This window comes from Chromobacterium sp. W521 (genome assembly GCF_052805975.1).
The window spans coordinates 256,362-280,379 of record NZ_JBRBAF010000003.1; the positions used below are offsets into that span (position 1 = coordinate 256,362).

General features: G+C 62.7%; 25 protein-coding genes. 12 read left to right on the forward strand and 13 right to left on the reverse strand.

Annotated elements, in window-relative coordinates:
- The first annotated feature begins 232 nt into the window (after positions 1-232).
- Positions 233-2,905, forward strand: coding sequence for an aconitate hydratase AcnA (gene acnA, locus ACUXV1_RS05805; protein WP_446015044.1), 2,673 nt, complete (start codon positions 233-235; stop codon positions 2,903-2,905).
- 77 nt (positions 2,906-2,982) lie between these two features.
- On the opposite strand, the gene ACUXV1_RS05810 is transcribed toward acnA, so the two are convergent.
- Positions 2,983-4,071, reverse strand: coding sequence for a polyamine ABC transporter substrate-binding protein (locus ACUXV1_RS05810; protein ID WP_446015045.1), 1,089 nt, complete (start codon positions 4,069-4,071; stop codon positions 2,983-2,985).
- A gap of 490 nt (positions 4,072-4,561) precedes the next feature.
- Between ACUXV1_RS05810 and ACUXV1_RS05815 the strand changes: the two genes are divergently transcribed.
- Positions 4,562-6,112, forward strand: coding sequence for an APC family permease (locus ACUXV1_RS05815; protein WP_446015047.1), 1,551 nt, complete (start codon positions 4,562-4,564; stop codon positions 6,110-6,112).
- A 58-nt stretch (positions 6,113-6,170) separates the two neighbouring features.
- Here ACUXV1_RS05815 and ACUXV1_RS05820 read toward each other — a convergent pair whose 3' ends face one another.
- The 9 genes from ACUXV1_RS05820 to ACUXV1_RS05860 all read right to left on the reverse strand — a co-directional run bounded on the left by ACUXV1_RS05820 (position 6,171) and on the right by ACUXV1_RS05860 (position 12,562).
- Positions 6,171-7,802 (reverse strand): methyl-accepting chemotaxis protein, encoded by a 1,632-nt coding sequence (locus ACUXV1_RS05820; RefSeq protein WP_052370947.1) that lies wholly within the window; start codon positions 7,800-7,802, stop codon positions 6,171-6,173.
- Positions 7,803-8,056: 254 nt separating this feature from the next.
- A complete protein-coding gene (locus ACUXV1_RS05825; protein ID WP_446015048.1) occupies positions 8,057-8,839 on the reverse strand; it encodes a peptidylprolyl isomerase in 783 nt (260 codons plus the stop codon).
- A gap of 26 nt (positions 8,840-8,865) precedes the next feature.
- Positions 8,866-9,654 (reverse strand): peptidylprolyl isomerase, encoded by a 789-nt coding sequence (locus ACUXV1_RS05830; RefSeq protein WP_446015049.1) that lies wholly within the window; start codon positions 9,652-9,654, stop codon positions 8,866-8,868.
- Positions 9,655-9,679: 25 nt separating this feature from the next.
- Positions 9,680-9,946: a BolA family protein gene (locus ACUXV1_RS05835; RefSeq protein WP_043641717.1), complete on the reverse strand. Its 267-nt coding sequence runs from the start codon at positions 9,944-9,946 to the stop codon at positions 9,680-9,682.
- On the reverse strand, positions 9,943-10,245 hold the full coding sequence (locus ACUXV1_RS05840; RefSeq protein ID WP_048414803.1) for a YciI family protein: 303 nt from the start codon (positions 10,243-10,245) through the stop codon (positions 9,943-9,945). Before ACUXV1_RS05840 ends, ACUXV1_RS05835 begins: the two co-directional genes overlap by 4 nt.
- A complete protein-coding gene (locus ACUXV1_RS05845) occupies positions 10,245-10,778 on the reverse strand; it encodes a septation protein A (RefSeq protein WP_114153524.1) in 534 nt (177 codons plus the stop codon). Before ACUXV1_RS05845 ends, ACUXV1_RS05840 begins: the two co-directional genes overlap by 1 nt.
- A 119-nt stretch (positions 10,779-10,897) precedes the next feature.
- Positions 10,898-11,842 (reverse strand): SPFH domain-containing protein, encoded by a 945-nt coding sequence (locus ACUXV1_RS05850; protein WP_043641720.1) that lies wholly within the window; start codon positions 11,840-11,842, stop codon positions 10,898-10,900.
- A 5-nt stretch (positions 11,843-11,847) separates the two neighbouring features.
- Complete coding sequence (locus ACUXV1_RS05855) at positions 11,848-12,282, reverse strand: NfeD family protein (protein WP_043641722.1); 435 nt, start codon at positions 12,280-12,282, stop codon at positions 11,848-11,850.
- A 151-nt stretch (positions 12,283-12,433) separates the two neighbouring features.
- Complete coding sequence (locus ACUXV1_RS05860; RefSeq protein WP_019100378.1) at positions 12,434-12,562, reverse strand: hypothetical protein; 129 nt, start codon at positions 12,560-12,562, stop codon at positions 12,434-12,436.
- 117 nt (positions 12,563-12,679) lie between these two features.
- On the opposite strand from ACUXV1_RS05860, the gene ACUXV1_RS05865 reads away from it, so the two are divergent.
- Together ACUXV1_RS05865 and ACUXV1_RS05870 are read left to right on the forward strand one after the other, a co-directional pair.
- Complete coding sequence (locus ACUXV1_RS05865) at positions 12,680-13,267, forward strand: IMPACT family protein (protein WP_446015051.1); 588 nt, start codon at positions 12,680-12,682, stop codon at positions 13,265-13,267.
- Between the two features lie 58 nt (positions 13,268-13,325).
- Positions 13,326-14,255, forward strand: a complete 930-nt coding sequence (locus tag ACUXV1_RS05870; RefSeq protein ID WP_019100376.1) for an exopolyphosphatase — start codon at positions 13,326-13,328, stop codon at positions 14,253-14,255.
- An 80-nt stretch (positions 14,256-14,335) separates the two neighbouring features.
- On the opposite strand, the gene ACUXV1_RS05875 is transcribed toward ACUXV1_RS05870, so the two are convergent.
- Positions 14,336-14,998, reverse strand: a complete 663-nt coding sequence (locus ACUXV1_RS05875) for an HAD family hydrolase (protein WP_446015052.1) — start codon at positions 14,996-14,998, stop codon at positions 14,336-14,338.
- 103 nt (positions 14,999-15,101) lie between these two features.
- Between ACUXV1_RS05875 and ACUXV1_RS05880 the strand changes: the two genes are divergently transcribed.
- Together ACUXV1_RS05880 and ACUXV1_RS05885 are read left to right on the forward strand one after the other, a co-directional pair.
- Positions 15,102-15,749, forward strand: a complete 648-nt coding sequence (locus ACUXV1_RS05880) for a ParA family protein (protein WP_232060562.1) — start codon at positions 15,102-15,104, stop codon at positions 15,747-15,749.
- Positions 15,750-15,937: 188 nt separating this feature from the next.
- A complete protein-coding gene (locus ACUXV1_RS05885) occupies positions 15,938-16,888 on the forward strand; it encodes a GMP reductase (protein WP_446015053.1) in 951 nt (316 codons plus the stop codon).
- 14 nt (positions 16,889-16,902) lie between these two features.
- Here ACUXV1_RS05885 and ACUXV1_RS05890 read toward each other — a convergent pair whose 3' ends face one another.
- Positions 16,903-17,388, reverse strand: coding sequence for a MaoC family dehydratase (locus ACUXV1_RS05890; RefSeq protein WP_019100372.1), 486 nt, complete (start codon positions 17,386-17,388; stop codon positions 16,903-16,905).
- A gap of 97 nt (positions 17,389-17,485) precedes the next feature.
- Between ACUXV1_RS05890 and ACUXV1_RS05895 the strand changes: the two genes are divergently transcribed.
- The 5 genes from ACUXV1_RS05895 to ACUXV1_RS05915 all read left to right on the forward strand — a co-directional run bounded on the left by ACUXV1_RS05895 (position 17,486) and on the right by ACUXV1_RS05915 (position 21,587).
- Positions 17,486-18,238, forward strand: a complete 753-nt coding sequence (locus ACUXV1_RS05895) for a copper homeostasis protein CutC (protein ID WP_446015056.1) — start codon at positions 17,486-17,488, stop codon at positions 18,236-18,238.
- Positions 18,239-18,562: 324 nt separating this feature from the next.
- A complete protein-coding gene (locus ACUXV1_RS05900) occupies positions 18,563-19,084 on the forward strand; it encodes a cupin domain-containing protein (RefSeq protein WP_052052229.1) in 522 nt (173 codons plus the stop codon).
- Between the two features lie 64 nt (positions 19,085-19,148).
- On the forward strand, positions 19,149-19,955 hold the full coding sequence (locus tag ACUXV1_RS05905) for a transporter substrate-binding domain-containing protein (RefSeq protein WP_161523609.1): 807 nt from the start codon (positions 19,149-19,151) through the stop codon (positions 19,953-19,955).
- Positions 19,956-20,041: 86 nt separating this feature from the next.
- Entirely contained in the window at positions 20,042-20,719 is a 678-nt protein-coding gene (locus ACUXV1_RS05910) for a hypothetical protein (protein WP_043593544.1), read from the forward strand.
- Positions 20,720-20,810: 91 nt separating this feature from the next.
- Positions 20,811-21,587, forward strand: a complete 777-nt coding sequence (locus ACUXV1_RS05915; protein WP_446015057.1) for a transporter substrate-binding domain-containing protein — start codon at positions 20,811-20,813, stop codon at positions 21,585-21,587.
- 153 nt (positions 21,588-21,740) lie between these two features.
- Here ACUXV1_RS05915 and ACUXV1_RS05920 read toward each other — a convergent pair whose 3' ends face one another.
- Positions 21,741-22,532, reverse strand: coding sequence for a helix-turn-helix transcriptional regulator (locus ACUXV1_RS05920; RefSeq protein ID WP_446015058.1), 792 nt, complete (start codon positions 22,530-22,532; stop codon positions 21,741-21,743).
- 114 nt (positions 22,533-22,646) lie between these two features.
- On the opposite strand from ACUXV1_RS05920, the gene ACUXV1_RS05925 reads away from it, so the two are divergent.
- Complete coding sequence (locus ACUXV1_RS05925; RefSeq protein WP_446015059.1) at positions 22,647-24,017, forward strand: APC family permease; 1,371 nt, start codon at positions 22,647-22,649, stop codon at positions 24,015-24,017.
- The last annotated feature ends 1 nt before the right edge of the window (position 24,018 follow it).

Sequence of the window (24,018 nt, forward strand, 5' to 3'; positions counted from 1 at the left end):
GGAGCACCTCGGACTAGCCGTTTTTCGAGGTGCTCCCATCGTTTTGGCCTTTGAGAGCGTGTTGACGATCTCGCGAGAAAAAGCGAGACAAGACGAAAACAGCGGAGAAAGCGGCACGTACATGGGGTACATGAGCGTTTCGACACTGTACTCACCGTGTCGCGTCTGACGAATCGCAGCAGATCGTAAACAGGTTCTTGGCTTGCATCTTGGCTTTCAACAGGAGTCCACCATGTCGCTTCGTTCCGAATCCACTTTGCGTTCCTTTACCCTGGCCTCGGGCCAGTCCTGTCAATTTCATTCGCTGCCGGCCCTGGCGGAGCTGGGTATCGGCGATGTCAGCCGGCTACCGGTGTCGCTGCGCATCGTGCTGGAGTCCTTGCTGCGCCATCTGGACGGCCAGCGCGTCGGCGAGGAACATGTGCGCCAATTGGCGGGCTGGCGGCCGCAGGCGCCCCGCAGCGAGGAGATCCCCTTTGTGGTGGCGCGCATCGTGCTGCAGGATTTCACCGGAGTGCCGCTGCTGTGCGATCTGGCGGCGATGCGCTCGGTGGCCGAGCGCTTCGGCAAGCCGCCCAAGCGCATCGAGCCGCTGGTGCCGGTGGATCTGGTGGTGGACCACTCGGTGCAAGTCGACCACTTCCGCGAGAACAACGCTTTGGACCTTAACATGAAACTGGAATTCCGCCGCAACGCGGAGCGCTACCGTTTCATCAAATGGGGAATGCAGGCCTTCGACACCTTCAAGGTCGTGCCGCCGGGCATCGGCATCGTGCATCAGGTGAACCTGGAATATCTGGCGCGCGGGGTGTTGAGCAAGGACGGCGTGTATTACCCGGACAGCTTGGTGGGCACGGATTCGCACACCACCATGATCAACGGCCTGGGTGTAGTGGGCTGGGGCGTGGGCGGCATCGAGGCGGAAGCCGGCATGCTGGGCCAGCCGGTGTATTTCCTGACGCCGGACGTGGTGGGCGTGCATTTGAAGGGCAGGCTGCGCGAGGGCGTGACCGCCACCGACCTGGTGCTGACCGTCACCGAGCTGCTGCGCAAGGCGCAGGTGGTGGGCAAGTTCGTGGAGTTCTACGGCGCAGGCGCGGCCTCGTTGACCTTGCAGGACCGGGCTACGCTGGCGAATATGGCGCCGGAGTACGGCGCCACCATGGGTTTCTTCCCGCCGGACGAGCAGACCGCCGCCTATCTGACCGCCACCGGACGCAGCGAAGCGGAGGTGGACGCGTTCCGCCGCTATTTCCAGGCGCAGCAGATGTTCGGCATGCCGCAAGAGGGCGAGATCGATTACAGCAGCGTGTTGGAACTGGACCTGGCCACGGTGGTGCCCAGCGTGGCCGGACCGCGCCGTCCGCAGGACCGCATCGCCTTGCCGCAGCTGAAGCCGCGTTTCACCGAGCTCTTGCATCAGCCGGCCAAGGCCGGCGGCTACGGCAAGAACGAGGCAGGCGGTTTCAGCGGCAAGCTGCGCCACGGCTCGGTGCTGATCGCGGCGATCACCTCCTGCACCAACACCTCCAACCCGGGGGTGATGCTGGCCGCCGGCTTGCTGGCGCAAAAGGCGGTGGCGCGAGGGCTGAGCGTGGCCAGCCATATCAAGACCTCGCTGGCTCCCGGCTCGCGGGTGGTGACGGACTACCTGGGCAAGGCGCATTTGCTGGCGCCGCTGGAGCAACTGGGTTTCCGCGTGGCCGCCTACGGCTGCACCACTTGCATCGGCAACGCCGGCCCGCTGGATCCGGAATTGGAGAACGAGGTCAGCGGTCAGGATTTGATCTGCGCTTCGGTCCTGTCCGGCAACCGCAACTTCGAGGCGCGCATCCATCCGGCAATCAAAGCCAACTTCCTGATGAGTCCGCCGCTGGTGGTGGCCTTCGCCATCGCCGGCCGGGTGGATATCGATCTGGAACATGAGCCGCTGGGCGTTGGCGTGGATGGCAAGCCGGTGTACCTGCGCGATATCTGGCCCAGCCAACAGGAAGTGGGAGAGGCTTTGCTGCAAGCTACGGACGCGGCCACTTACCGCCGGCTGTACCAGGATTTCGCCAGCGGCAACCCCTTGTGGAACGACATTGCCGCCAGCGTGGGCGAGGTCTACGGTTGGGAGCCGTCCAGCTATATCGCGGAGCCGCCGTTCTTCCAGAATTTCGCGATGCAGCCCACGGCGCAGCCGCCCATCCGCGGCGCGCGCGCCTTGGCGATCTTCGGCGATTCGGTGACCACAGACCACATCAGCCCGGCCGGCTCGATCAAGCCCAGCTCGCCGGCCGGTCTGTATCTGCAGGCGCAGGGCATCACGCCCGGCGATTTCAACAGTTACGGCTCGCGCCGAGGCCATCACGAGGTGATGATGCGCGGCACATTCGCCAACGTGCGCATCCGCAACCTGATGCTGGCGCCGGATGCGGACGGCAAGCCGGTGGAAGGCGGCCTGACCCTGTTGCAGCCGGACGGCGAGCAGATGTCGATTTACGACGCGGCGATGACCTATGTGCGCGCCGGCACGCCGACGCTGATCTTCGCCGGCGAGGAGTACGGCACCGGCTCCAGCCGCGACTGGGCCGCCAAGGGCACGCGGCTGCTGGGCGTGCGCGCGGTGGTGGCCAAGAGCTTCGAGCGCATCCACCGCTCCAACCTGGTGGGCATGGGGGTGTTGCCGCTGCAGTTCCTGGACGGCGACAGCGCAGCCGGCCTCAAGGGCGACGAAACCTTCGAGCTGCGCGGGCTGGAGGACGGCATTGAGCCGCGGCAGCGGGTGCGCCTGCTGATCCGCGACGCCGCCGGAGGCGAACGTGAACTGCCCTTGCTGCTGCGCATCGACACGCCGGTGGAAGTGGATTACTACCAACACGGCGGCATCCTGCCTTATGTATTGAGGCAGTTGCTGGCCTGAGCGCCGTATTTTGAACGGCGCTTAATGAACAACAGCCGCTCAAAGCGGCTGTTGTTCATTGGCGGCGCGGCGTGGATTCAGCTGCGGCCCAGCTTGAAGTTTTGCCACAAGCGGCCGTAGATGCGCAGGGTTTCCTGACCCACGCTCTTTTGGATGAAACTGTTTTTCAAGTCTTCGGCGTTGGGGAAGATGGAGCGGTCGTTCAAGTACTGCTTGTTGACGAACTGCCGCGCCGGCAGGCTGCCGGGGGCGAAGGTCACGGTGTTGGCGTTGTCCGCGGCGATCTTGGGATCCAGGCTGTAGTTGATGAAGGACAGCGCATTGGCCACGTTCTTGGCGTCTTTGGGGATGGCCATGCTGTCCACCCAGATGGCCACGCCCTGTTTGGGCATCAGCGGCACCACTTTGACGCCGTTCTTGGCGTCCACGGCGCGGCGCTTGGCGATGTTGAGGTCGCCGCCGTAGCCCATGGCCAGACAGACTTCCCCGCTGGCCATATCGTTGATGTAGCCCGAAGAGGAAATGCGGGTCACGCTGGCGCGAATGGCGTTGAGCTGGGGCATGATGGCCCGGTAATCGGCTTCCTTGGTGCTGCCTGGGTCCTTGCCGAAGTAGTGCAGCGCCATTGGGAAGAATTCGGATGGGGAATCCAGGATGCTGACACCGCAGGATTTGAGCTTGGATACATATTCCGGTTTGAACAGCAGGTCCCATTCGTTGGCCGGCAGCTTCCCGCCCAACGCTTTTTTAACCTTTTCCTCATTGATGCCCAGAGTGATCACGCCCCAGAAATACGGCACCGCGTATTTATTGCCGGGGTCCGACACTTCCATCATTTTCAGCAGCGCGGGGTCTATGTTCTTGTAATTGGGGATCTTGGTCTTGTCCAGCGGCTGGAACAGCCCGGCCTTGATGCCCAGGCCCAGCACATTGTTGGACGGCACCACCAGGTCGAAGCCGGAGCGGCCGGTCATCAGCTTGGCGTTGAGGGTTTCCATGCTGTCGTAGACGTTGTAATTGACCTTGACGCCGGTTTGCTTGCTAAAGCCTGGCACGGTGGTGGGGGCGATGTAGTCGGACCAGTTGTAGACGTTGACGGTATTGGCTTGGGCATGGGCGCCCGCGGCGAGGCCGAGCGCTAGCAGGCCGTGCTTCCAGGTATTCATATTCTCTTCCTTCTCTCTCTCTCTCTCTTTGCGTGGTTCTTTTAGAGCCTGTTCAAAGTCTCGCGAGCAATGGCGAGACAAGGCGAAAACGAGCGAAAAAGCGGAGTGCACAAGGGGTGCATGAGCATTTTGAGCTTGTACCCACCGTACAACGCTTCACTAAGCGCCGCGGATTTTGAACGGGTTCTTATGCGGTGGCCGGTGAGCCCGGCTCTAGCGCAAGGCGCCGGCGCGGGCCGGATCTTGCCGAGCCAGCATATCGCCCCATGCGAGTTGCGTCTATTATTTTTGCCATTTGATGTTTTTGTGTTAATTATCTGCATACTCCATGCAACCACGCATGACGCGCGCGGTCCTGTCATAAGCGGGGCCGGCCGGCGGACACGGCGGGACGCGCGCATTCGCGCTGGTGCTTGTGTGCCGGCGCGGACAAAGATAACAAGGCGAGGGCCGACGTTGCGGCGGGGTCCCGGAGCAAAGGAGATGCACCATGCGTAATGTTGACAACGCGCTGCCGGCCCCGGACGGGGGAGGCTTGAGCGCCAAGGGCTTGCCCGCCGGTTCCATTGGCATTCTCGGACTGGTGGTGATTGGGATTTCCGTATGCGCGCCGGCGTACACGCTGACCGCCTCCCTGGGTCCCGCGGCCACTCAGGTGGGCAAGCAGATGCCGGCGGTGTTTTTCGTCAGTTTCATTCCCATGCTGTTGGTGGCCATAGGTTACCGCGAGCTGAACCGCGAGATGCCGGACGCCGGAACCTCCTTCACTTGGGCAACGCGGGCTTTTGGGCCATGGGTAGGTTGGGTCGCGGGCTGGGGGCTGGTGGTGTCCACGGTGCTGGTTCTGTCCAACACCGCCGCGGTGGCGGTGGACTTCATGTATCTGGCGCTGGGCCAGGCCTTGGAGCGGCCGGACATCGCAGCGCTGCCTGACGACGCGGTGGTGAACATCGCCTCCTGCCTCAGCTTCATGGCCGTGGCCACCTGGATTTCCTGTCGCGGTCTGCAATCCACCAAGCGGGTGCAATATGTGTTGGTGTCGTTCCAGGCCTTGGTGTTGGCCTGGTTTGCCTGGGCGGCGTTCAGCGCCGCCGCCGACGGCGACCATCCGTATTCCATACCGGTGGCGTGGAGCTGGTTCAACCCCTTCGCGGTGGAGAGTTTTTCCCAATTCGCCGCCGGGGTGGCGGTGTCCATCTTCGCCTATTGGGGCTGGGACACGGTGGTGACCATCAGCGAGGAAACCACGGGCGACAAACGCGCCAATCTATCCGGCAAGGCCGCCACGCTGGTGATGGTGCTGCTGGTGGGCTCTTATGTGCTGATCAGCGCGGCGGTGGTGTCCTTCGCCGGGGTGGGCACCGACGCCACCGGCCTCGCCAACCCGGCTATCGCGGCCAATGTGTTCACCGCGCTGGCCGGACCCGTGATGGGGCCGGCGGCCATCTTGCTGTCGCTGGCGGTGATGTCCAGCTCCGCCGCGTCCTTGCAGTCCACCTTTATGTCGCCGGCGCGCACCATGCTGGCGATGGGCCATTACCAGGCCTTGCCGGCCAAGTACGCGGTGGTGGAGTCCCGCTTCAAGGCGCCGGCTTACGCCACCGTGGTGTCTGCGCTGGTGGCCTCTGTGTTTTATGCGGTGATGCGGGTGGTGAGCGAGAACGTGCTGTCCGACACCATTACCGCGCTGGGCATGATGGTGTGTTTCTATTACGGCCTGACGGCCTTTGCCTGCGTCTGGTATTTCCGCAAGCAGGCACTGACTTCGGCACGCCATTTCCTGTTGCGCGGCCTGTGTCCGGGCTTGGGCGGCATCCTGCTGTTCGTCGCGCTGGTTCGCACCACGCTGGACAGCATGGACCCGGCCTTCGGCAGCGGCTCTCATATCGGCGGCCTGGGCTTGGTGTTCATTCTGGGCGTGACAGTGGCGCTGACGGGCTTGCTGGTCATGCTGTACATGTATCGTAAATATCCAGCTTTTTTCCGCGGCGAGGTATTGAAGAAGGGTACGCCGGTGTTCGGCTTCGACGAAAAAATCTGAGCGCGCGCAAATGAAAAGCCGCCCGGAAGGGCGGCTTCGACTGGGCCGGCGCGGAGGTTCAGATGCGGAAGAAACGCACCGCTTGATGCAGGCGCTGGGCAATGTCGGACATGGAGTGGGAGCTGTCCGCCACATTGCTGACGATGGCGGTATTTTCTTCTGCCATCTGCGCCACTTTTTCCATGTTCTGCGCGATTTCGGTGCTGGCCAACTTCTGCTCCTGCACGGCGCTGACGATGGTGCCGGTGCTGTCGGTGGACTTGGCCACCGCTTGTTCGCCCTCCTGCAAGGCGTTCTCCACGGTGGAGACAAAGGCCTGGCTGCTGCTGAGCGAAGCAAGGCTGCTGGTGATGGCGTCTTCCAGTTCCACCGACTGGGTGCCCAGCACATGAGTGACCTGGTCGATTTCCTTGGCGGATTCAGCCGAGCGTTCGGCCAGTACGCGCACTTCGTCGGCCACCACCGCGAAGCCGCGGCCCAGTTCGCCAGCGCGCGCGGCTTCGATGGCGGCGTTGAGCGCAAGCAAGTTGGTTTGGTCGGCGATGTCACGCACCTGGCTGGTCATGCTGGTGATCTTGCGGGTGTTGGCGACGAAGTTCTTCACCGCTTCGGCAATGCCGTTGACGGCTTTTTCGACATTGTTGACCTCCTTGACCAGCAAGCTGAGTTGGGCGGTGCCGTTCTTAGCGGTGACCAGGCTGGTTTGCGCGTGTTCACGCACTTCCTGGGCCGCTTCTGCCACATGGCTGATGCTGACGGTCAGTTCTTCCACCGCGGCGGCGGAACTGGCGGCGGCCTGGCTTTGCTGGTGGGAAGCGGTCAACACTTGCTCGGCGGATTCGGACAATTGGCTGGCCACGCTATTGGCTTCTTCCGCGCCTTGCTGGACGTTGCCGATGGCTTGCACCAACTGCTCGCGCATATCGGCCAGCGCGGCGATCACCTGGGCGGGTTCGTCCTTGCCGTCCGGCTTCAACTCGATGCGCAGATTGCCGGCGGCCACTTCGCGCGCGGCCTCTACGGCGCTGTTCAGCGGGCGGGTGATGGAGCGGGTCAGCAGCCAGCCTATCAGCGCGGCCGCGACCAGGCAGATGGCGGTGATGGTCAGCGAGGTGGCGCGCACGGCGGTGGCGCTGGCCTCCGCGTCCTTGCGGCTGTCTTGAGCCCGGTCCGCCAGCGCCTTGCTCAGCGCTTCCACCTTTTGTTCCAATTGGTGGATCAGCGGACGGTGCTGGTTGACCATGAAGGCTTCGGCCTCCTTGTTCTGGTTGGCCATGGCCAACGCCATCAGCTTTTTAGTGGGCGCGTCCAGCGCTTCCTGTGCCTGGCCCACGTCTTTGAGCAGGGCGGCGGTAGCGGGCATGGGCGGAAACTTGGTGAAGTGGTCTTCCAGCGCTTTTTCAGCGTTGTTGAAGGCCTTGATGGTTTGGTCGGTCTGCGCCTTGATCTCGGCCATCTTGGCTGGATCGGTTTCAATGATCAGATCGCGCGCGCCGATGCGCTGCTGCTGCAGGTGGTGGTCCAGCTGAGCGACTATCAGCAGGGATTCCAGCCGGTTGTCGGTAATGTCCTCCATGCCGTCGCTGATGGAGGAGAGTCCGTTGAGCATGACCACACTCATGATCAGCACCAGGGCGATCAGCGCGCCGAAGGCGAGGGCGAGTCTTTGTCCAATGCGCAGGTTTTTCATCAGTTTGTCCCGTAGTGTCTTTATTGTGGTACTTCCAATTTAATATATTTATGAAGTGATCAAAAAGTGAATAATTACTTATAGGACAGCGGATAAAATTTTTGGAGACGTTTTTGCTACCTTGCGGAAAACCATGGGCATGAAGCAGGCGAAGGCAAGGCGGGTGGGAGCGCGGCCTGGCGGCGCGGATTATGCGAAAGATATGAAAAAAGCGGACCGGGGTCCGCTTGATCTGCTTTGCCGCGGCGCGCGGCTTACTTCTGGATTTGCGCCTTGGCTTTGAGCTCGGCGATCAGCTTTTCCACGCGGCCGCCCATGATGCGCTGGGTCAGTTGCGGGCGGATGTCGTCCAGCGCCGGCACATTGCGTTGCACGCGGGCGTCGTCCAGCTTGATCACGTGCCAGCCGAACTCGGTTTTCACCGGTTTGGCGGTCACTTCGCCCTTGGACAGCTTGGTCATGGCTTCGGAGAACGGCGCTACGAAGGTGCCGGCTTCCTGCCAGTCCAGATCGCCGCCCTTGTCCTTGCTGCCCGGATCCTGGGACTTCTCCCTGGCCAGCTTGTCGAAGGCCTTGCCTTTCTTCAGCGCGTCGATCACCGCCTTGGCTTCGGCTTCGGTTTTCACCAGGATATGGCGAGCATGGTATTGCTTGGTTTCCGGCACGCTGGCCACCAGCTTGTCGTATTCGGCTTTCAGGTCGGCGTCGCTGACCGGGTTGGACTTTTCATAGTCCTTGATCAGGCGGTTGGCCAGCGCCATTGCCTGCATATTGGCCAGTTCGGCGGCGAATTCCGGCGATTTGTCCAGACCCTTCTTCACGGCTTCCTGGCGCAGCACTTCGGCAGTGACCAGTTGATCCTTGACCATGTCGCGCGCTTGCGGGTTGGCCGGCTGGCCCTGGGCTTCCATCATCTTGACCACGGCGTCGATGCGGGCGTCGGAAATGGCCTGGCCGTTGACGACCGGGCCGGCAACCACGATGGCGCTGCCGGCGAAGGCGGCGACGAGGGCGCTGGTCAGCAGGAGTTTACGCATATTCTTAGGTGTCCTGAAGGTTTGGTTTATTGGATCTTGGCCTTGGCGCGCAGGTCTTCCACTGCCTTGGCGATGGCTTCTTCTTGCAGTTGGCGGCCGATTTGCGGCTTGGCCTCATCCAGCGACGGAAGCTTGGCGTCACGAATGTCTTCCACCTTGAACACGTGCCAGCCCAGCGGGGACTGGTACGGTTTGCTGCTGGTCTGGCCTTTGCGGATGTCTTTCAGCGCGGCGGCCAGCGGCGGGTCCATGCGGTTGAGGTTGCCCCAGCCCATTTCGCCGTTGCTTTGCTTGGCGTTGGGGTCGATAGAGCGGGTTTTCACCAGATCGTCGAACTTGGCGCCTTTTTTCAGATCGGCGATCACTTTTTGCGCGTCGGCCTCGCTCTTCAGCGTGATCTGGCGCGCGTGGATTTCCTTGCTGCCGGTCTGTTGGGCGGCGAGCTTGTCGTAGACGCTCTTGATCTGGGCGTCGCTCACCGGCGCTTGTTTGGCGATGTCGGCGAACAGCGCTTCTCGCAGCATTTCATTGCGGATGTCATCCAGGCGCTGGGTGAACAGCGGCTGCTTGTCCAACTGGCGCTTGCGCGCTTCCTGCAGGATGACTTCGCGGGTGATCAGCGAGGTTTTCAACTGCTCGCGCAATTCCGGATTGTCCTGAGCCTTGCCGCCGCTGCTTTGCACGATGTTGGCGACTGCGGCGTCCAGTTCTTTCTTGTCGATGGCTACGCCGTTGACCACGGCGATGGATTCCGCGGCGGCGGGCAGGGCGATGGTGGCGGCCAGCACGACGGCGGCGATGCGGGAAAGCTTCATGGGGTACCCCTTGGATGGAATCAATTCAGATTTCTTCAGGCGTGAACGCTCTGATGGCCAGAGCGTGCACCTTGGTTTGCATCAAGTCGCCCAGCGTTTCGTAGATCAGCCGGTGGCGATGCACGCGGCTCAGCCCCTGAAAGCGGGCGCTGACAATGGTAAGCGTGTAATGCCCGCCGCCGTCGCGCGCGCCGGCGTGGCCGGCGTGCAGCGCGCTGTCGTCCTGGATGTCCAGGTGTTCCGGCGTTAAGGCTTGCAAGGCGGCGCGGAGGAGTTCAACCGTGGCGCTCATTGAGGCAATACCTTGAGGAAGGGCTTGACGCTGACGCCGGCGTAGACGCCGGCCGCCACATAGGGATCCGCGTCGGCCCAGGCCTGGGCGGCATCCAGTGATTCGAACTCCGCGACGATCAGGCTGCCGCTGAAACCGGCGGGGCCGGGGCTGGCGCTGTCGATGGCGGGACAGGGGCCGGCCAGCACCAGGCGGCCGGCGTCCTGCAGCGCCTGCAAGCGCGCCAGATGGGCCGGACGGGCTTCCAGCCGGCGCGGCAGCGAGTCTTCGTGATCTTGGCCGATGATGGCGTAAAGCATTATTTCTTTTCCTCAATGTATTTGGAGAGGAACAGGCTTTGGGCGATGACGAAGGCCAGCATCAGGCCCAGGCCGCCAAACAGCTTGAAATTGACCCATACGTCTTCGCTGAAGCGATAGGCGACGAACAGATTGAGCGCGCCCATGAAGGCGAAGAAGCCCACCCAGGCCCAAGTCAGCTTGCGCCATACCGGCGCCGGGAGCTGCAATTGTTGGCCCATCATCAGCTTCAGGCCGTTTTTACCCAGGAAGTCGCTGATCAGCAAGCCGGCGCCCATCACCCAGTACAGCACGGTGGGCTTCCACATGATGAAGTGCTTGTCGTGCAACAGCAGGGTGGCTCCGCCCAGCACCACGATCAGGCCCAGGCTGACCCACTGCATGGTATCGACCTTGCGGTGACGCAGCCAGGTCCAGCCCACCAGCAAGGTGGTGGCGGCGATGGCGACGCCGGTGGCGATGAACATGTCGCGGCTCAGCCAGTAAGTGGCGAAGAACAGGACGACGGGAAATAGGTCAGTGAAGAATTTCATGCGCACGATTATGGGGGCGGCCCGGCGGATATTCAAGCCGGGCAAGGGTTGAAGAGTTCAATGTGAAACGTTGGCTCGCCCGGCGTCCGCGCGTTGGGTGAGCCTGTTGCAAGGCAGCGTCAGCGCTGGGTTTGCTTGACCACGCTCATTGCGCTGGCCACTAGCGAGCTTACGTCGGCCACGTTGGCAGGCAGGATGATGGTGTTGTTTTCCTTGGCCAGTTTGCCGAAGGCCGCGACATATTGCTCCGCCACTTTCAGGTTGACCGCTTCCAGACCGCCCTCGGTGTGGATGGAACTGGCCACGCGCTTGATCGCGTCGGCGGTGGCGTCCGCCACTAGGCGCAGCGCCTCGGCCTCGCCCTGCGCTTTATTGATGGCGGCCTGTTTGTCCCCCTCGGAATTGTTGATGGTGGCTTGCATCTCGCCCTGGGATTTCTGGATCGCCGCTTCGCGCGAGCCGTTGGCCAGGTTGATCTGCTCCATCTTCAAGCCTTCGGACTGGGCGATGCGCGCGCGCTTTTCCCGCTCCGCGGTGATCTGCGCCTGCATCGCGTGCAGGATGTCCTGTGGGGGCACCAGGTCCTTGATCTCGTAGCGCAGCACTTTCACGCCCCAGTTGACGGCGGCTTCGTCCAGCGCGGCCACCACGGTCTGGTTGATCTCGTCGCGTTCCTCAAAGGTCTTGTCCAGCTCCATCTTGCCGATCACCGAGCGCAGCGTGGTTTGCGACAGCTGGGTGATGGCGATGATGAAGTTGCTGGTGCCGTAAGAGGCGCGCTGGGCGTCGGTTACCTGAAAGTAGAGGATGCCGTCCACTTTCAGCTGAGTGTTGTCGCGGGTGATGCAGACCTGGCTGGGCACGTCCAGCGGCACTTCCTTCAGGCTGTGCTTGTAGGCGATGCGGTCGATGAAGGGAATGATGATGTTGAGGCCGGGAGCCAGTGTGCCGTGGTAGCGGCCGAGGCGCTCGACGATGTAAGCGTTCTGCTGCGGCACCACGGCCAGTGATTTGAACACGAAGACGATGACGGCGGCGAGCAGGATCAGGGGCAGGAGTTCCATGGGTCTTATTGTTCCGGTTGGGTTGAACTGATTTTGAGCAGGTTGCCGTCGCGGCCGACGATGTAGGCGGTGGCGCCGGTTTCCAGCGGCGCGCCGTCGACCGGGGCGGCGTCCCAGGCCGCGCCGCGGTATTGCACGCGGGCGTGGCCGGAGGCGGGGGCGTGGAGAATTTGCACCGGCTGACCCAGGTCCGGGTCGTCGGCCCGCGGCTGGGCGGGGAGGGGCGGATGTCGGCGTTTGTAGCCGTAGACCAGCGCCACGCCGGCCACGCCGGCGATGCTGGCGATCACGTATTGGCTGGCTTCGGGCGCGCCCAGCCAAGCGGACACGCCGCCGCACAACATGGCGACGGCGACGACCAGCAGGTAAAAGGTGCCGGAGTAGAACTCGGCGATCAGCGCGATCAGCGCGCTGGCAATCCAGATGGCGGTTAGCGGCAAGACGATGCCCTTGTCAAATTAATGCGCTCATTTTCATGCCATCGCCGCGGAATGACAAGCGAGCGGGAGCGTGTCCCTCAAAAACGAACGCGCTCTCAAGAGTCGGTTCAATGCCGCGTTGCCGAAGCGCGGCGGACATCAAACCGGTTCTTTAGACATGATCTTTGTCCGGCAGATAATGGGACAGGCGAGCCTCTTCCTCGTCATCCAGCCAGAATTTGTCCAGCATGACCCAGACTACGGCAAGCAGCGAAGCGAGCACGACGAGCAGGATGATCATGGCTTTGGCTCCTTTAAGGTGAACAAGGCGCATTCCCGTTTTCATTATAGTGCTTGCCCCGGTGCTTTGCCGGCGATAGGGGTACAATCCACCCCTTCAGACATCCAGAGGGACGGAATGTTCCATTTGCAAGCGTTGGCGCAGGCCGAGGTTGAAATCAAGAAGAGCCGTTTCATCGGCATTGTGCAAGCGGTGAGCAGCCGGGAAGAGGCGCAGGCGCGGCTGGCGGAGATCCGCGCCCAATGGCCGGATGCGCGTCATTACTGCGCGGTGTTGCTATGCGGCGCGGATTCCATGCTGGACGACGACGGCGAACCTTCCGGCACTGCTGCGCGGCCAATGTACAACGTGCTTAGGCACAAGGGCGTCTGCGATGTGCTGGCGGTGGTGGTGCGGTATTTCGGAGGAATAAAATTGGGTGCGGGCGGCTTGGTCAGAGCCTACACTCAAGCTGTTAACGCCGCGATGGACGCGGCCAGCCTGGTGGCGGTGGTGCCGCGCGGAGATTGCAAGGCGACGGTGGATTTCGCCGGCGAGGCGTGTCTGCGCCATTTATGCCAAGAGCTGGGGGTGCCGGTGTCGGCCCCCAGTTACGGCGAGCGGGTGAGCTTGAGGCTGAGCTTGCCTCTCGCCGAGGCAGAGGCCCTGCTGGCGGCGTTGACGGACGGGATGGCCGGCGCGCTGGAGGTGTCGCCGGTCGACTGAGGCGCCGTACGGCGCGGGCGGGGCCGCGCCGGCCCTTCAAGCTGGAGAGAGGGAACTCATGTCGCAACAGCAATATCGCCTGGTGACGCGCAGCGATTTCGACGGACTGGTGTGCGCGGTGCTGCTCAACGAGCTGAATCTGATCAACGAGATCAAGTTCGCCCACCCCAAGGACATGCAGGACGGCAAGGTGGAGATCACCGAGAACGACATCACCACCAACCTGCCGTACGTGGCGGCGGCGCATCTGGTCATCGACCACCATCTTTCCGAAACCCTGCGCAACTCCAGCGCGGACAATTATGTGATAGACCCCAAGGCGCCGTCGGCGGCGCGGGTGGTGTACAACCACTTTGGCGGCAAGCAGGCGTTCCCCAATATCAGCGACGAGATGATGGAGGCGGTGGACAAGGCCGATTCCGCGCAGTACACGCTGCAGGAAGTGCTGCACCCGTCCGGCTGGGTGCTGCTCAATTACCTGATGGACGCGCGCACGGGGCTGGGGCGCTTCAAGGAGTTCCGCATCAGCAATTATCAGCTGATGCTGGACTTGATCCGGTATTGCCGAGATCACAGCATCGATCAGATTCTGGCCCTGCCGGATGTGCAGGAGCGCGTGGAGTTGTACGCCAAACACGAGGCGCTGGCCAAGGAGCAGATCCGGCGCTGTTCCCGCGTCTATGGCAACCTGGTGGTGTTGAATCTGCTGCATGAAGATGTGATTCACCCGACCAACCGCTTCATGATTTACGCGCTGTTCCCGGACTGCAATATCTCCATCCATCAGCTGTGGGGCGTCAATCGACAGAACACGGTGTTCGCGGTGGGCAAGTCCATCATTAACCGCACTTCGCGGACCAATGTCGGCGCGCTGATGCTGCAGTACGGCGGCGGGGGGCACGAGGCGGCCGGCACTTGCCAGGTGGGCAACGACCAGGCCGAGGACGTGCGGGACGAGTTGATCGCGCGCATCCGCGGCCACGGCTGAGAAAACGGGCGCTGGCGCCCATCAACGACTTTGCGAGCAAGCCCTAGCCAGCGCAACAGATCTTGAGCAGGCGCTAAACGTCAGGCTAGCTGGCGCAGTATGTCCAGGGCCTGATGCAGGTCTTGGCACACCGCCAGCGCGTGATGGGTCTGGTCCGCTGGCGGAGCCACCAGGTCCGGCACCAGAATCACGCGCATGCCGGCGGCAACGCCGGCGTGCAGGCCGTAAATCGAGTCCTCAAGCACTACGCAGCGCTGAGGGTCGACGCCTAGCTTGCGCGCGGCGGCCAGGTAGACGTCCGGCGCCGGCTTGGTGTGGGCCACTTCGTCGCCGGCCACCACAGTGTCGAAATAACGCGATAGCCCGGTGCGGCCCAGCTTGATGTCCGCCAGTTGACGCTGGGTGGATGTAGCCACCGCGCGGGGCAGGCTCTGCGCGAGCGCCCAGTCCAACAGCGCCTCGATGCCGCGCTTCAGCGGAATCTCTTCATGTTCCAGCATCTGCCAGTAATGCCTGCGGCCCACGTTCTGCAGCGCGACGGCGTCGTCTTGATTGCCCAGCTTTTCGCTGAGGAATTCGGTGCAGCGGCGCATGGACAGGCCCACCATGTCCAGTAGCAGCTGATCGCTGAGCGTCATGTCCAGCTCGTCGGCGGCTCGGCGCCAGGACTCCATGGAAATTCTCTCGGTATCTATCATCAAGCCATCCATGTCAAGCAGAATGGCGTCATAATTTTGCGGCATGCGGACTCCTTTTCCGGGCTTCGACCATACGCCTATAGCCCGGCTGCGGCAAGCGCTCGCCCTCTGGTATAGTGTCCCATCGCAAACGGCAGAGGAGGCGGATGTGCAATCGGTATTGGTAGCCAATCCCAAGGGCGGCAGCGGCAAATCGACCTTGGCGACCAATCTGGCCGGCTATTACGCTGCGCGCGGCAAACGCGTGATGCTGGGCGATGTGGACCGGCAGCAATCCTCGCTGGGCTGGCTGGCGCAACGCGACGCTGCGCTGCCCTCCATCGCGGGTTGGGAGGTCAAGGCCGGCGAGGCCGCGCGGCCGCCCAAGGGCACCGAGGTGGTGGTGCTGGACAGCGCGGCGGGCCTGCACGGCAAGAAGCTGGCGGCGCTGGTGTCCCGGGTAAGCCGCATCCTGGTGCCCATTCAGCCGTCGCCGTTCGATATGTGGGCGAGCGAAGCTTTTTTCGAGCAACTGCTGGAAGAGAAGGCCATTCGGAAGAACAAGGCTTTTATGGCGGTGGTGGGCATGCGGGTGGACCCCCGCACTCGCTCCGCGCGCGAGCTGGAGAAATTTCTGGCGGACCACGAAGTGCCGGTGTTGACCTGGTTGCGCGACACCCAACTTTACGTGCAGGCGGCTTCCAGCGGGCTGTCCCTGTTCGATCTGCCGCCGTCGCGCACCCAGCGCGACCGAGAAGCCTGGCAGCCGCTGCTCAACTGGCTGGGCGAGGGAGACGAAAGCTGGTGCGACAAGTGAAAAATTTTGTCTTGATCTGAAATAAAATGGCTTGACGTGAAGAAACCGGCGGCGTAAGGTGTGCCGGTAAGTGCGTGCGAGCCAAACGAGGCGTCGCAGGGGACACTGTAAACGGGAGCCGTCGGGGCTCCCGTTTATATTTGGGGCCCCTCGTTTTTTGACTCTATTTTCGCTTTGGGAGCACACGCATGATCAAGACAGAACTCAATTACGGCGACGTTTATCTGGTGCCGAAAAAAACCGTAGTGGACAGCCGCAAGGAATGCGACACCTCGGTGCAGTTCGGCCCGCGCCGTTTCGACATGCCGGTCTACGCGTCGAATATGAAGTCGGTGGTCAGCGCCGAGACCAGCGAGCTCTTCGCCGCTCAGAACTGGTTCTACACCATGCACCGCTTCAATGTGGACGCGGTGGCTTTCACCCGCGCCATGCAGGAAAAAGGTCTGTTCGCCTCCATCAGCGTAGGCGTCAACGAAGACACCCTCGAACAACTGGACGCGCTCAAGCAAGCGGGGCTCACCCCTGAGTACATGACGCTCGACATCGCCAACGCCTGGTGCGTGAAGGCGGAGCGCATGATCAAGCACATCAAGCAGCTCTTCCCCGCTACTTTCCTGATCGGCGGCAACATCGCCACCGCCGAGGCCGCGCGCGACCTGGAAAGCTGGGGCTGCGATGCGATCAAGGCCGGCATCGCCGGCGGCCGCGTCTGCATCACCAAGAACAAGACCGGCTTCCATCGTCCGATGATTTCCACGGTGCAGGACTGCGTGGCCGCGGTCAAAGTGCCGGTGATCGCGGATGGCGGCATCGTCGAGCACGGCGATATCGCCAAGGCGCTGGCCTGCGGCGCCAGCATGGTCATGGCGGGCTCGCTGTTCGCCGGTTACGACGAATCCGCCGGCGAGATCGTCGAGATCAACGGCAAACACTACAAGGAATACTTCGGCAGCGCCTCTCAGTTCAACAAGGGCGCCTACGTCAACGTCGAAGGCAAGAAAATCCTGGTGGAGTACAAGGGCAGCATCGGCAAGCTGTTGCGCGAACTGAAGGAAGACCTGCAGTCGTCGATCAGCTACGCCGGCGGCAACACCTTGCAGGCCTTGCGCAACGCCGAGCTGATCCAGGTTCGCCGCTGATCGGGCTGCTCGGCTCAGGCGTGCTGCGTCGTCGGACGGGGCGCGTCTTCTTGAGGCTGGGCGCGGCATTGCGCCCAGATCGAGCACTCCAGTTGCATGGCCACCTCGTCGCGTTGATTGAGGGTGGTCCAGCGCACTTTCACCACGCCGAAGCCAGGCTGGCTGTTGGAGCGGCGCTTGTCCAACACCTCCACGGCGACGCGCAAGGCGTCGCCGGCGCGGGTGGGCTGCGGCCAGCGCATCTTGTCGATCTGCATGCCGATCAGGCCGTTGGCCATCTTCCCAAGCTCGGTCTGGGTCACTAGCCGCATGCTCAGGCTGCTGGTCTGCCAGCCGCTGGCGGCCAGGCCGCCGAACAGGCTGTCCGCGGCGCTTTGCGGGTTGGTATGGAAATGCTGCGGATCATACTGCCGTGCGAAGCCGATCAGCTCTTCCTCGCTCAGTACGTGGGTGGGGCTGTGGAACAATTGTCCCGCTTTCAAATCTTCAAAATAGAGCATATCGACTTACGTTCGCGTCATCTCGAGCGCGCAGCTTAACGCGGCCGGCGAAACGGGTCAAAATCCGCAAGGCATTCAGCCTGGCAAGGGGGATATTTTGTCGCAAGATAGACAGTTGGAAGTGTGCGCCGGCTCGTTGGCGTCCTGCCTGGCCGCCGCGCGGGGCGGGGCGGCCAGGGTGGAATTATGCGCCAGCCTGGAAACCGGAGGGGTCACGCCGTCGCCGGGCATGATCGCACTGGCGCGGCAGAGGCTGGACATCTGCCTGCATGTGATCGTGCGTCCGCGCGGCGGTGATTTTCTGTATTCCGACGATGAATTCGAAGTCATGCGCCGCGACGTGCTGGCCTGCCGCGAACTGGGCGCGGACGGGGTGGTGCTGGGCTTGTTGACCGCGGACGGCGACGTGGATGTGGAGCGCACGCGCGAGCTGGTGCGGCTGGCGGGGCCGATGACAACCACCTTCCACCGCGCCTTCGATATGGCGCGAGATCCGGAACTGGCGCTGGAGCAGGTCATCGCCAGCGGCTGCCGGCGCGTGTTGACCTCCGGTCAGGCGCCGGACGCGCTGCGAGGGGCGCCTTTGATCGGCCGCTTGCGTCGTCAGGCGGGAGAGCGCTTGATCCTGATGCCGGGCAGCGGCGTGCGACCGGACACGTTGGCCGAGCTGGCGCGGGCCACTGGTTGTCGTGAATTCCACGCCTCTGCTCGGAGCAGGGTGAGCAGCGCGATGCGCTATCGCCAAGCCGGGGTGAGCATGGGGGCGGCGGGCATGGACGAGTATGACAGGATGGAAACTTGTGTCGAAACCGTGCGAGCCATGACGGATTTGCTGCGCGGATTGGATTGACGCTTGTCTGGCGGAACGGATTTGCAGGATGATGATGACATTTACCGGCGGCGGGCCATTTTAAGAGCCTGTTCAAAGTCTTGCGAGCAAGAGCGAGACAAGGCGAAAACGGCTGAGAAAGCGGAATGACGCGTGGTGCATGAGCATTCGAGGACGGTTTCAACGCCGTATCGCCGACGTGCAGCAGATCGTGAATAGGTTCTAAGAGCGGCTAAGCAAACCTCGCGGAGACCTGCACCAAGGCGCGCCGACTCAGGCCTTGAGTACGACAAGAAGGCTCAACGCAGGGTCAGGGGTTTTGTGAGCGGTTTTAAGGAGCGCAAGATGAGCAAGCCGTCGCATGTGGTCAATATCGACCAGGTGGAAGCCGTGGACTATCGGGAAGGGGATGGGTGGGGCGGCAGCTATCAGCCGTTGACGCCGGCGCTGGACGCCTTGCCCGGCCGGCTGGGCGCCAATCTGACCCGCCTGCCGCCCGGGCGCGCGGGCTGTCCCTTTCATTCCCATGCCCGCGAGGATGAAATCTTCTATGTGTTGTCCGGGCGCGGAGTGCTGCGCCTGGGCGATAGCCTGCAGGAAATCGGTCCAGGAGACTGTATTTCCTGCCCTGCGGGCACCGGCGTCGCGCATCAGATCGCGAATCCCTTCGATCAAGACCTGGTCTACCTCGGCATCGGCGTCAACGACCCGCACGAGGTTTGCGTGTATCCGGATAGCGGCAAGGTGCTGGTGCGCCATCTGAAACAAGTGGGGCGATTGGAAAGCGCGCCGTATTACGATGGCGAGCCGGCGCGCCCAGGCATCTTCGACTTGCTGGAGCGCCAGCAGGTCTTGCCCCGGAAATAGGCGGTTTGGCATGCGGCGGCGGCATGAGCGATAAAGGAACCATCGCTCATTAATGGACAAGGCAATGAAGAGGCGGGGATTAAGTCTTGCGGGAGCGGTGTTGGCGCTGGCCTGGCCGCTGAGCGCGGCGGCGGCGGAGCCCTTGCTGCTCTGCTATGAGGACCAGGCCTCCTATCCCTGGCTGGACGGCCGCGGCGGCGGGCTGGACATTCAACTGATCAAACACCTGCAGAGCGGGTTGAAACGGGAGCTGTCCCTGCATCCAATGCCGTGGCGGCGCTGCATCAATATGCTGCGCCAAGGCAAGATGGACGGCGCTTTCGCCGCTAGCTTCCTGCCCGAGCGCTTGCAATGGGGCGTGTACCCCATGTTGTCGGATGGCGAGCCGGACGCCAGCCAGCGGCTGCATAGCGCCACTTACTCCCTGTACCGGCTCAAGGGCACCACGGTGGACTGGGACGGCGCGCGTCTGTCCAGCGGCATGGCGCCGATAGGCATGCAGACCGATTTCTCCATCGGTGTTTTCCTGCGCAAGCAGCAGGTGGCGATAGACGACAGCAACCGCGATCCGCTGGCCATCCTGCAAATGTTGCGCTTGCGGCGCTTAAGCGGCGCGGCGCTGCAAACGCCGCGCGCGGAGCAGATTCTGCACGACCATCCCGAGCTGGCGGAGGCGATAGAGCGCTGCCGGCTGCCTTTGGAGGAGAAGCCTTATTTTCTGATACTGTCTCGCCAATTGGCGTACCGCGAGCCGGGCCTGCCGGGCAGAATCTGGGCGGAACTGGAACGGCAACGGGAAGCGCCGGCTTTTCTCGCCCAGTTGCGGGCGGCGGGAGCGCACCGGGAAGCAGGCGGGGCGGCGCGCAAATGAAGACATAATGCTCAGCGACCGCTTGCTATCAAACTTAAAGTTTTTGCTTTATTATTTTCCGTTTCATGATTGACTTGGGAATCCCAATGCATAAAAAAACGCTTCTGGCCGCAGGCTGTTTGTGGCTGACCGCCGGGCCGGTCTTGGCGGAGGCCTGGTCCTATCCCGGCTGGCAGGACGGCCGCGACACCCGCGTCAAGGCGCTGGCTCTGTTGCAAACCTTGAACGCCACCTTGCTGAGCAATAGCAGCGCCACCCGCACTTTGCAGCAGTGGTGCGCCGATCACCGGATGGCGTCGCCGGCCCAGATTCGCGCCTTGCGCAATCCGGCGGACCACAAGGACGCCAGCGCGGAAGTGCGCGCCCAGTTGCAGGCGCGGCCGGGCGAACGCATCGCCTACCGCCGCGTGCAATTGGCCTGCGGCGAACACGTGCTGTCCGAGGCCGATAACTGGTATCTGCCCTCCAAGCTGAGCGCGGAAATGAACCGCCTGCTGGACAGCAGCGATGTGCCGTTTGGCCGCGCGGTAGCCGCGCTGAATTTCCGCAGGCAGACCGAGGAGGTCAAACTGCTGTGGTCGCCGTTGCCGGCTGGCTGGGAAATGAAAGCCGCTGCTTCGGAGACCGCCGCCGCCGGGCTGGATATCGCCCAGCAAGTGCTGCAACACCGCGCCGTGCTGTATCGCGGCAGCGACAACGCGCCGTTCAGCGTGGTGGTGGAAACCTATCAGCGCGAAGTCTTCGCCTTCCCGCTGGCTTATTGAGAATCTGTTCATGATCTGCTGCGGGTCAGCAGATAGCTCGAGCCGGGTGCTGGCAGCGCCCGCCGAGTAAACATCACAAGAAAAAACGACCATGATGAAGCAAAAACAAATGCTGGGCTGCCTGTTGGTGGGCAGCCTGATGGCGGCGGGCCAGCCGGCGCTGGCGGACCGCTTGGACGACATCCTGCAACGCGGCAGCGTGCGGGTGGGCACCACTGGCGACTACCGCCCGTTCAGCGAACGCGACTCCGGCGGCAACTACCGCGGCCTGGATATCGAAATGGCCCAGAGCCTGGCGCGGGCGCTGGGCGTCAAGTTGGAACTGGTGGCCACCAGCTGGCCGACGCTGATGCGCGACCACGCTGCCGGCAAGTTCGATATCGCGATGAGCGGGGTGTCGATCAATCTGGAGCGGCAGAAGAGGGCGCTGTACTCCTTGCCTTATCTGAACGACGGCAAGACGCCGATCACCCGCTGCGAAAACGTCCAGCGTTTCCAGACCATCGCCCAGATCAACCAGCCTCAGGTCAAACTGATCGTCAACCCGGGCGGCACTAATGAAAAGTTCGCTCGCGCCCGCCTGCCGGCGGCCGCGTTGACCGTGCATCCGGACAACGTGACCATTTTCAAGCAGATCATGGACGGCAAGGCGGATCTGATGGTGACCGATGCGGTGGAAACCCGTTACCAGCAAAAGCTGCACCCGGAGCTGTGTGCGGTACACCCGGACAAGCCGTTCGACTTTTCGCAAAAAGCCTATCTGCTGCCCAATGACTGGCGCTGGAAAGCCGGGGTGGACCAGTGGCTGAGCCAGACACTGCAAAACGGCGAGTTCGCCGGCTTGTCGGCCAAGTGGCTGGGAAACTAAGCGGGATCTAAGAATGTGTTTACGATCTCGCGAGTCGGGGCGAGACAAGGCGAAAACCGCTGAGAAAGCGGAATGTGCAAGCGCTACATGAACATTTCGAAGGGGTACTCACCGTGTCACGTCTCACAACGCGCGGCAGATCGTGAACAGGTCCTAAGTTTCACTGCCGCGTAGTTGCTTGATATAGCAATTGAACAGCTCAGCGTGGCTGGCCACGCCGAGCTTCAGATACAGATTGCGGCGGTGCACCTTGACCGTTTCCGGCGAAATGGCCAATTGCTGGGCGATGGCCTTGCTGGACAGGCCGCACAGCGTCAGCCGCGCCACCTCGGCTTCGCGCTCTGACAGCTTGCCGTGGCCAAAATGACTCAGCGTTTGAGTCAGTTGGTCGGACAGGCGGGCAGAAGGCGGGGCGGGCGCGGAGCACAACTGCCAGTGGCGCCGCATTGCGGACAGCAGCCATGGCTGCATCACGCGCAGCTTGCCGATGTCGGTCGGCTCGAACTCGCTGGCCTTGCCCAGCGACAATGACAAGACCTGTCCCGCATCGACGCGCAGCAGCACCTGAACCTCGTCCACGCCGACTTCGCCGCTCATGTATCGTTGAAAATATTCGCTTTGACGGAAGTGGTCCGGCGCGATGTCGGGCAAGTGGTGGATGCCGTCGACAAAGGGATGCTGGGTGTATTGATAGAAGGGGTCCAGCAGGTACAGCCCCTGGCAGTAAAGCGCCATCGGCGACGCCGCGGCCTGATGTTGAAAATCGCACTCTTCCAGAATCCGCGGCGGCGCATCCGTGTGGTAACAGGCGGCCAGCGCATTGTCCAGCGGCACGCCGCCGCGCAACAGCAAAACCATCTGACGCCAAAACCCGGGCAGGCCAATTTGCGCCATCAGCTGAGCCAGATGATGGTGCAGCGGCAGTTCCTTCAACAAAGCTTCCATCCGGCAATCCCCGCTTGGGGTAACCCATCACGGTGATTGGGCACCTTCTCGCGTCAAAATACACTGTCTTCCGCAAGTCTGACTACAAGACCATAGCGACAAGAGGAGAACAGCATGAGCCAAGAAGCAAGCAGTCCGGGATTGCGCCGCTCGTTGAGCGTGACGGATGTCGTGTTGATTACCGTATCCGGCGTGACGCCGGCCAGTTCCATTTTCGTGATTGCGCCGTTTGCGCTGCAAGGCGCCGGCAGCGGGGCTTTTTTGGCCTTCGCGCTGGCGGCGGCGCTGGCCGTCGCGTTCGCGCTTTGCTACGCCGAGCTGGGCGCGGCCCACCCCAACGCCGGCGGAGAATACGTGATCATCGAACGGGTGTTCGGCCGAGCGCTCAGCCTGCAGATGTATCTGCTGATTCTGTGTCTGCTGCTGTTCATTCCCGCGGTGCTGGCCACCGGCGCCGCGCCCTATCTGAATTCCGCGCTGGGCACCCGGCTGGACGGCGCTGAAGTGGCGCTGGCCATGATTGTGCTGTGCTTCGGCATCGCGGTGCTGGACATCAAGCTGAACGCCTGGCTGACCGGCTCCTTCCTGCTGCTGGAGCTGGCCGCCTTGGCCTTGATCGCCTGGCTGGGTTTCAGCGAGGCGCAACAGCCGGCGACGGTGCTGTGGCAGCCGGTAAAGGCGGGGGCCGACGGCGGCCCGAGCGCGGTGTCCGCCGCGACAATCTTCGCCATGGTGGGGACGGCCGTGTTCGCTTACAACGGTTTTGGCGGGGCGGTGTACTTTGCCGAGGACATGCGAGAAAGCGGCCGGCCGGTGGCGCGGGCGGTGCTGGCTGCGCTGTCCATCGTGGTACTGGTGGAGCTGATACCGGTGACCGCCTTGATCCTGGGGGCGCCGTCGCTGGCGGAGATGAGCCGGCAGGCTGACCCCATCAACTACGTGCTGAGTCATTTGAGCAGCCCGACGCTGGCGCGGGTGATCAGCGGCGGCATCTTTTTATCGGTATTCAACGCCATCATCGCCATCGTGGTGCAAAGCGGTCGCTTTTTGTACTCCAGCGGCAGGGACGGCTTGTGGCCGGCGCCGGCGAGCCGGGCGCTGCAGCGCATCCATCCGCGCTTTGGCACGCCCTGGGTGGCCACGCTGGCATTGGCCATCCCGTCCGCCTTGTTGACCTTTCATTCCAGCTTGGGCGATCTGGCTTCCTTCACCGTAATCATCCTGATGCTGAACTACTTATTGCTGGCGCTGGCGGCCTTGCGCAGCCGCCTGGGCCTGCACCCTCACCCTTACCGCATGCCGGGCTGCCCGTGGCCGCCCTTGCTGGCGGCGGTTGGCAGCCTGGCCCTGTTGTGGGCGGTGCTGCGGGACGCGCCGGCGCGCGACTGGTGGATTATCGGCGGCATCGCGCTGACCGGGCTCTTGCTGGCGGGCCGTAAGCAGCCCGCCGCGGTATTGATCGTTGAAGAACAGAAAGAGAGGTGAT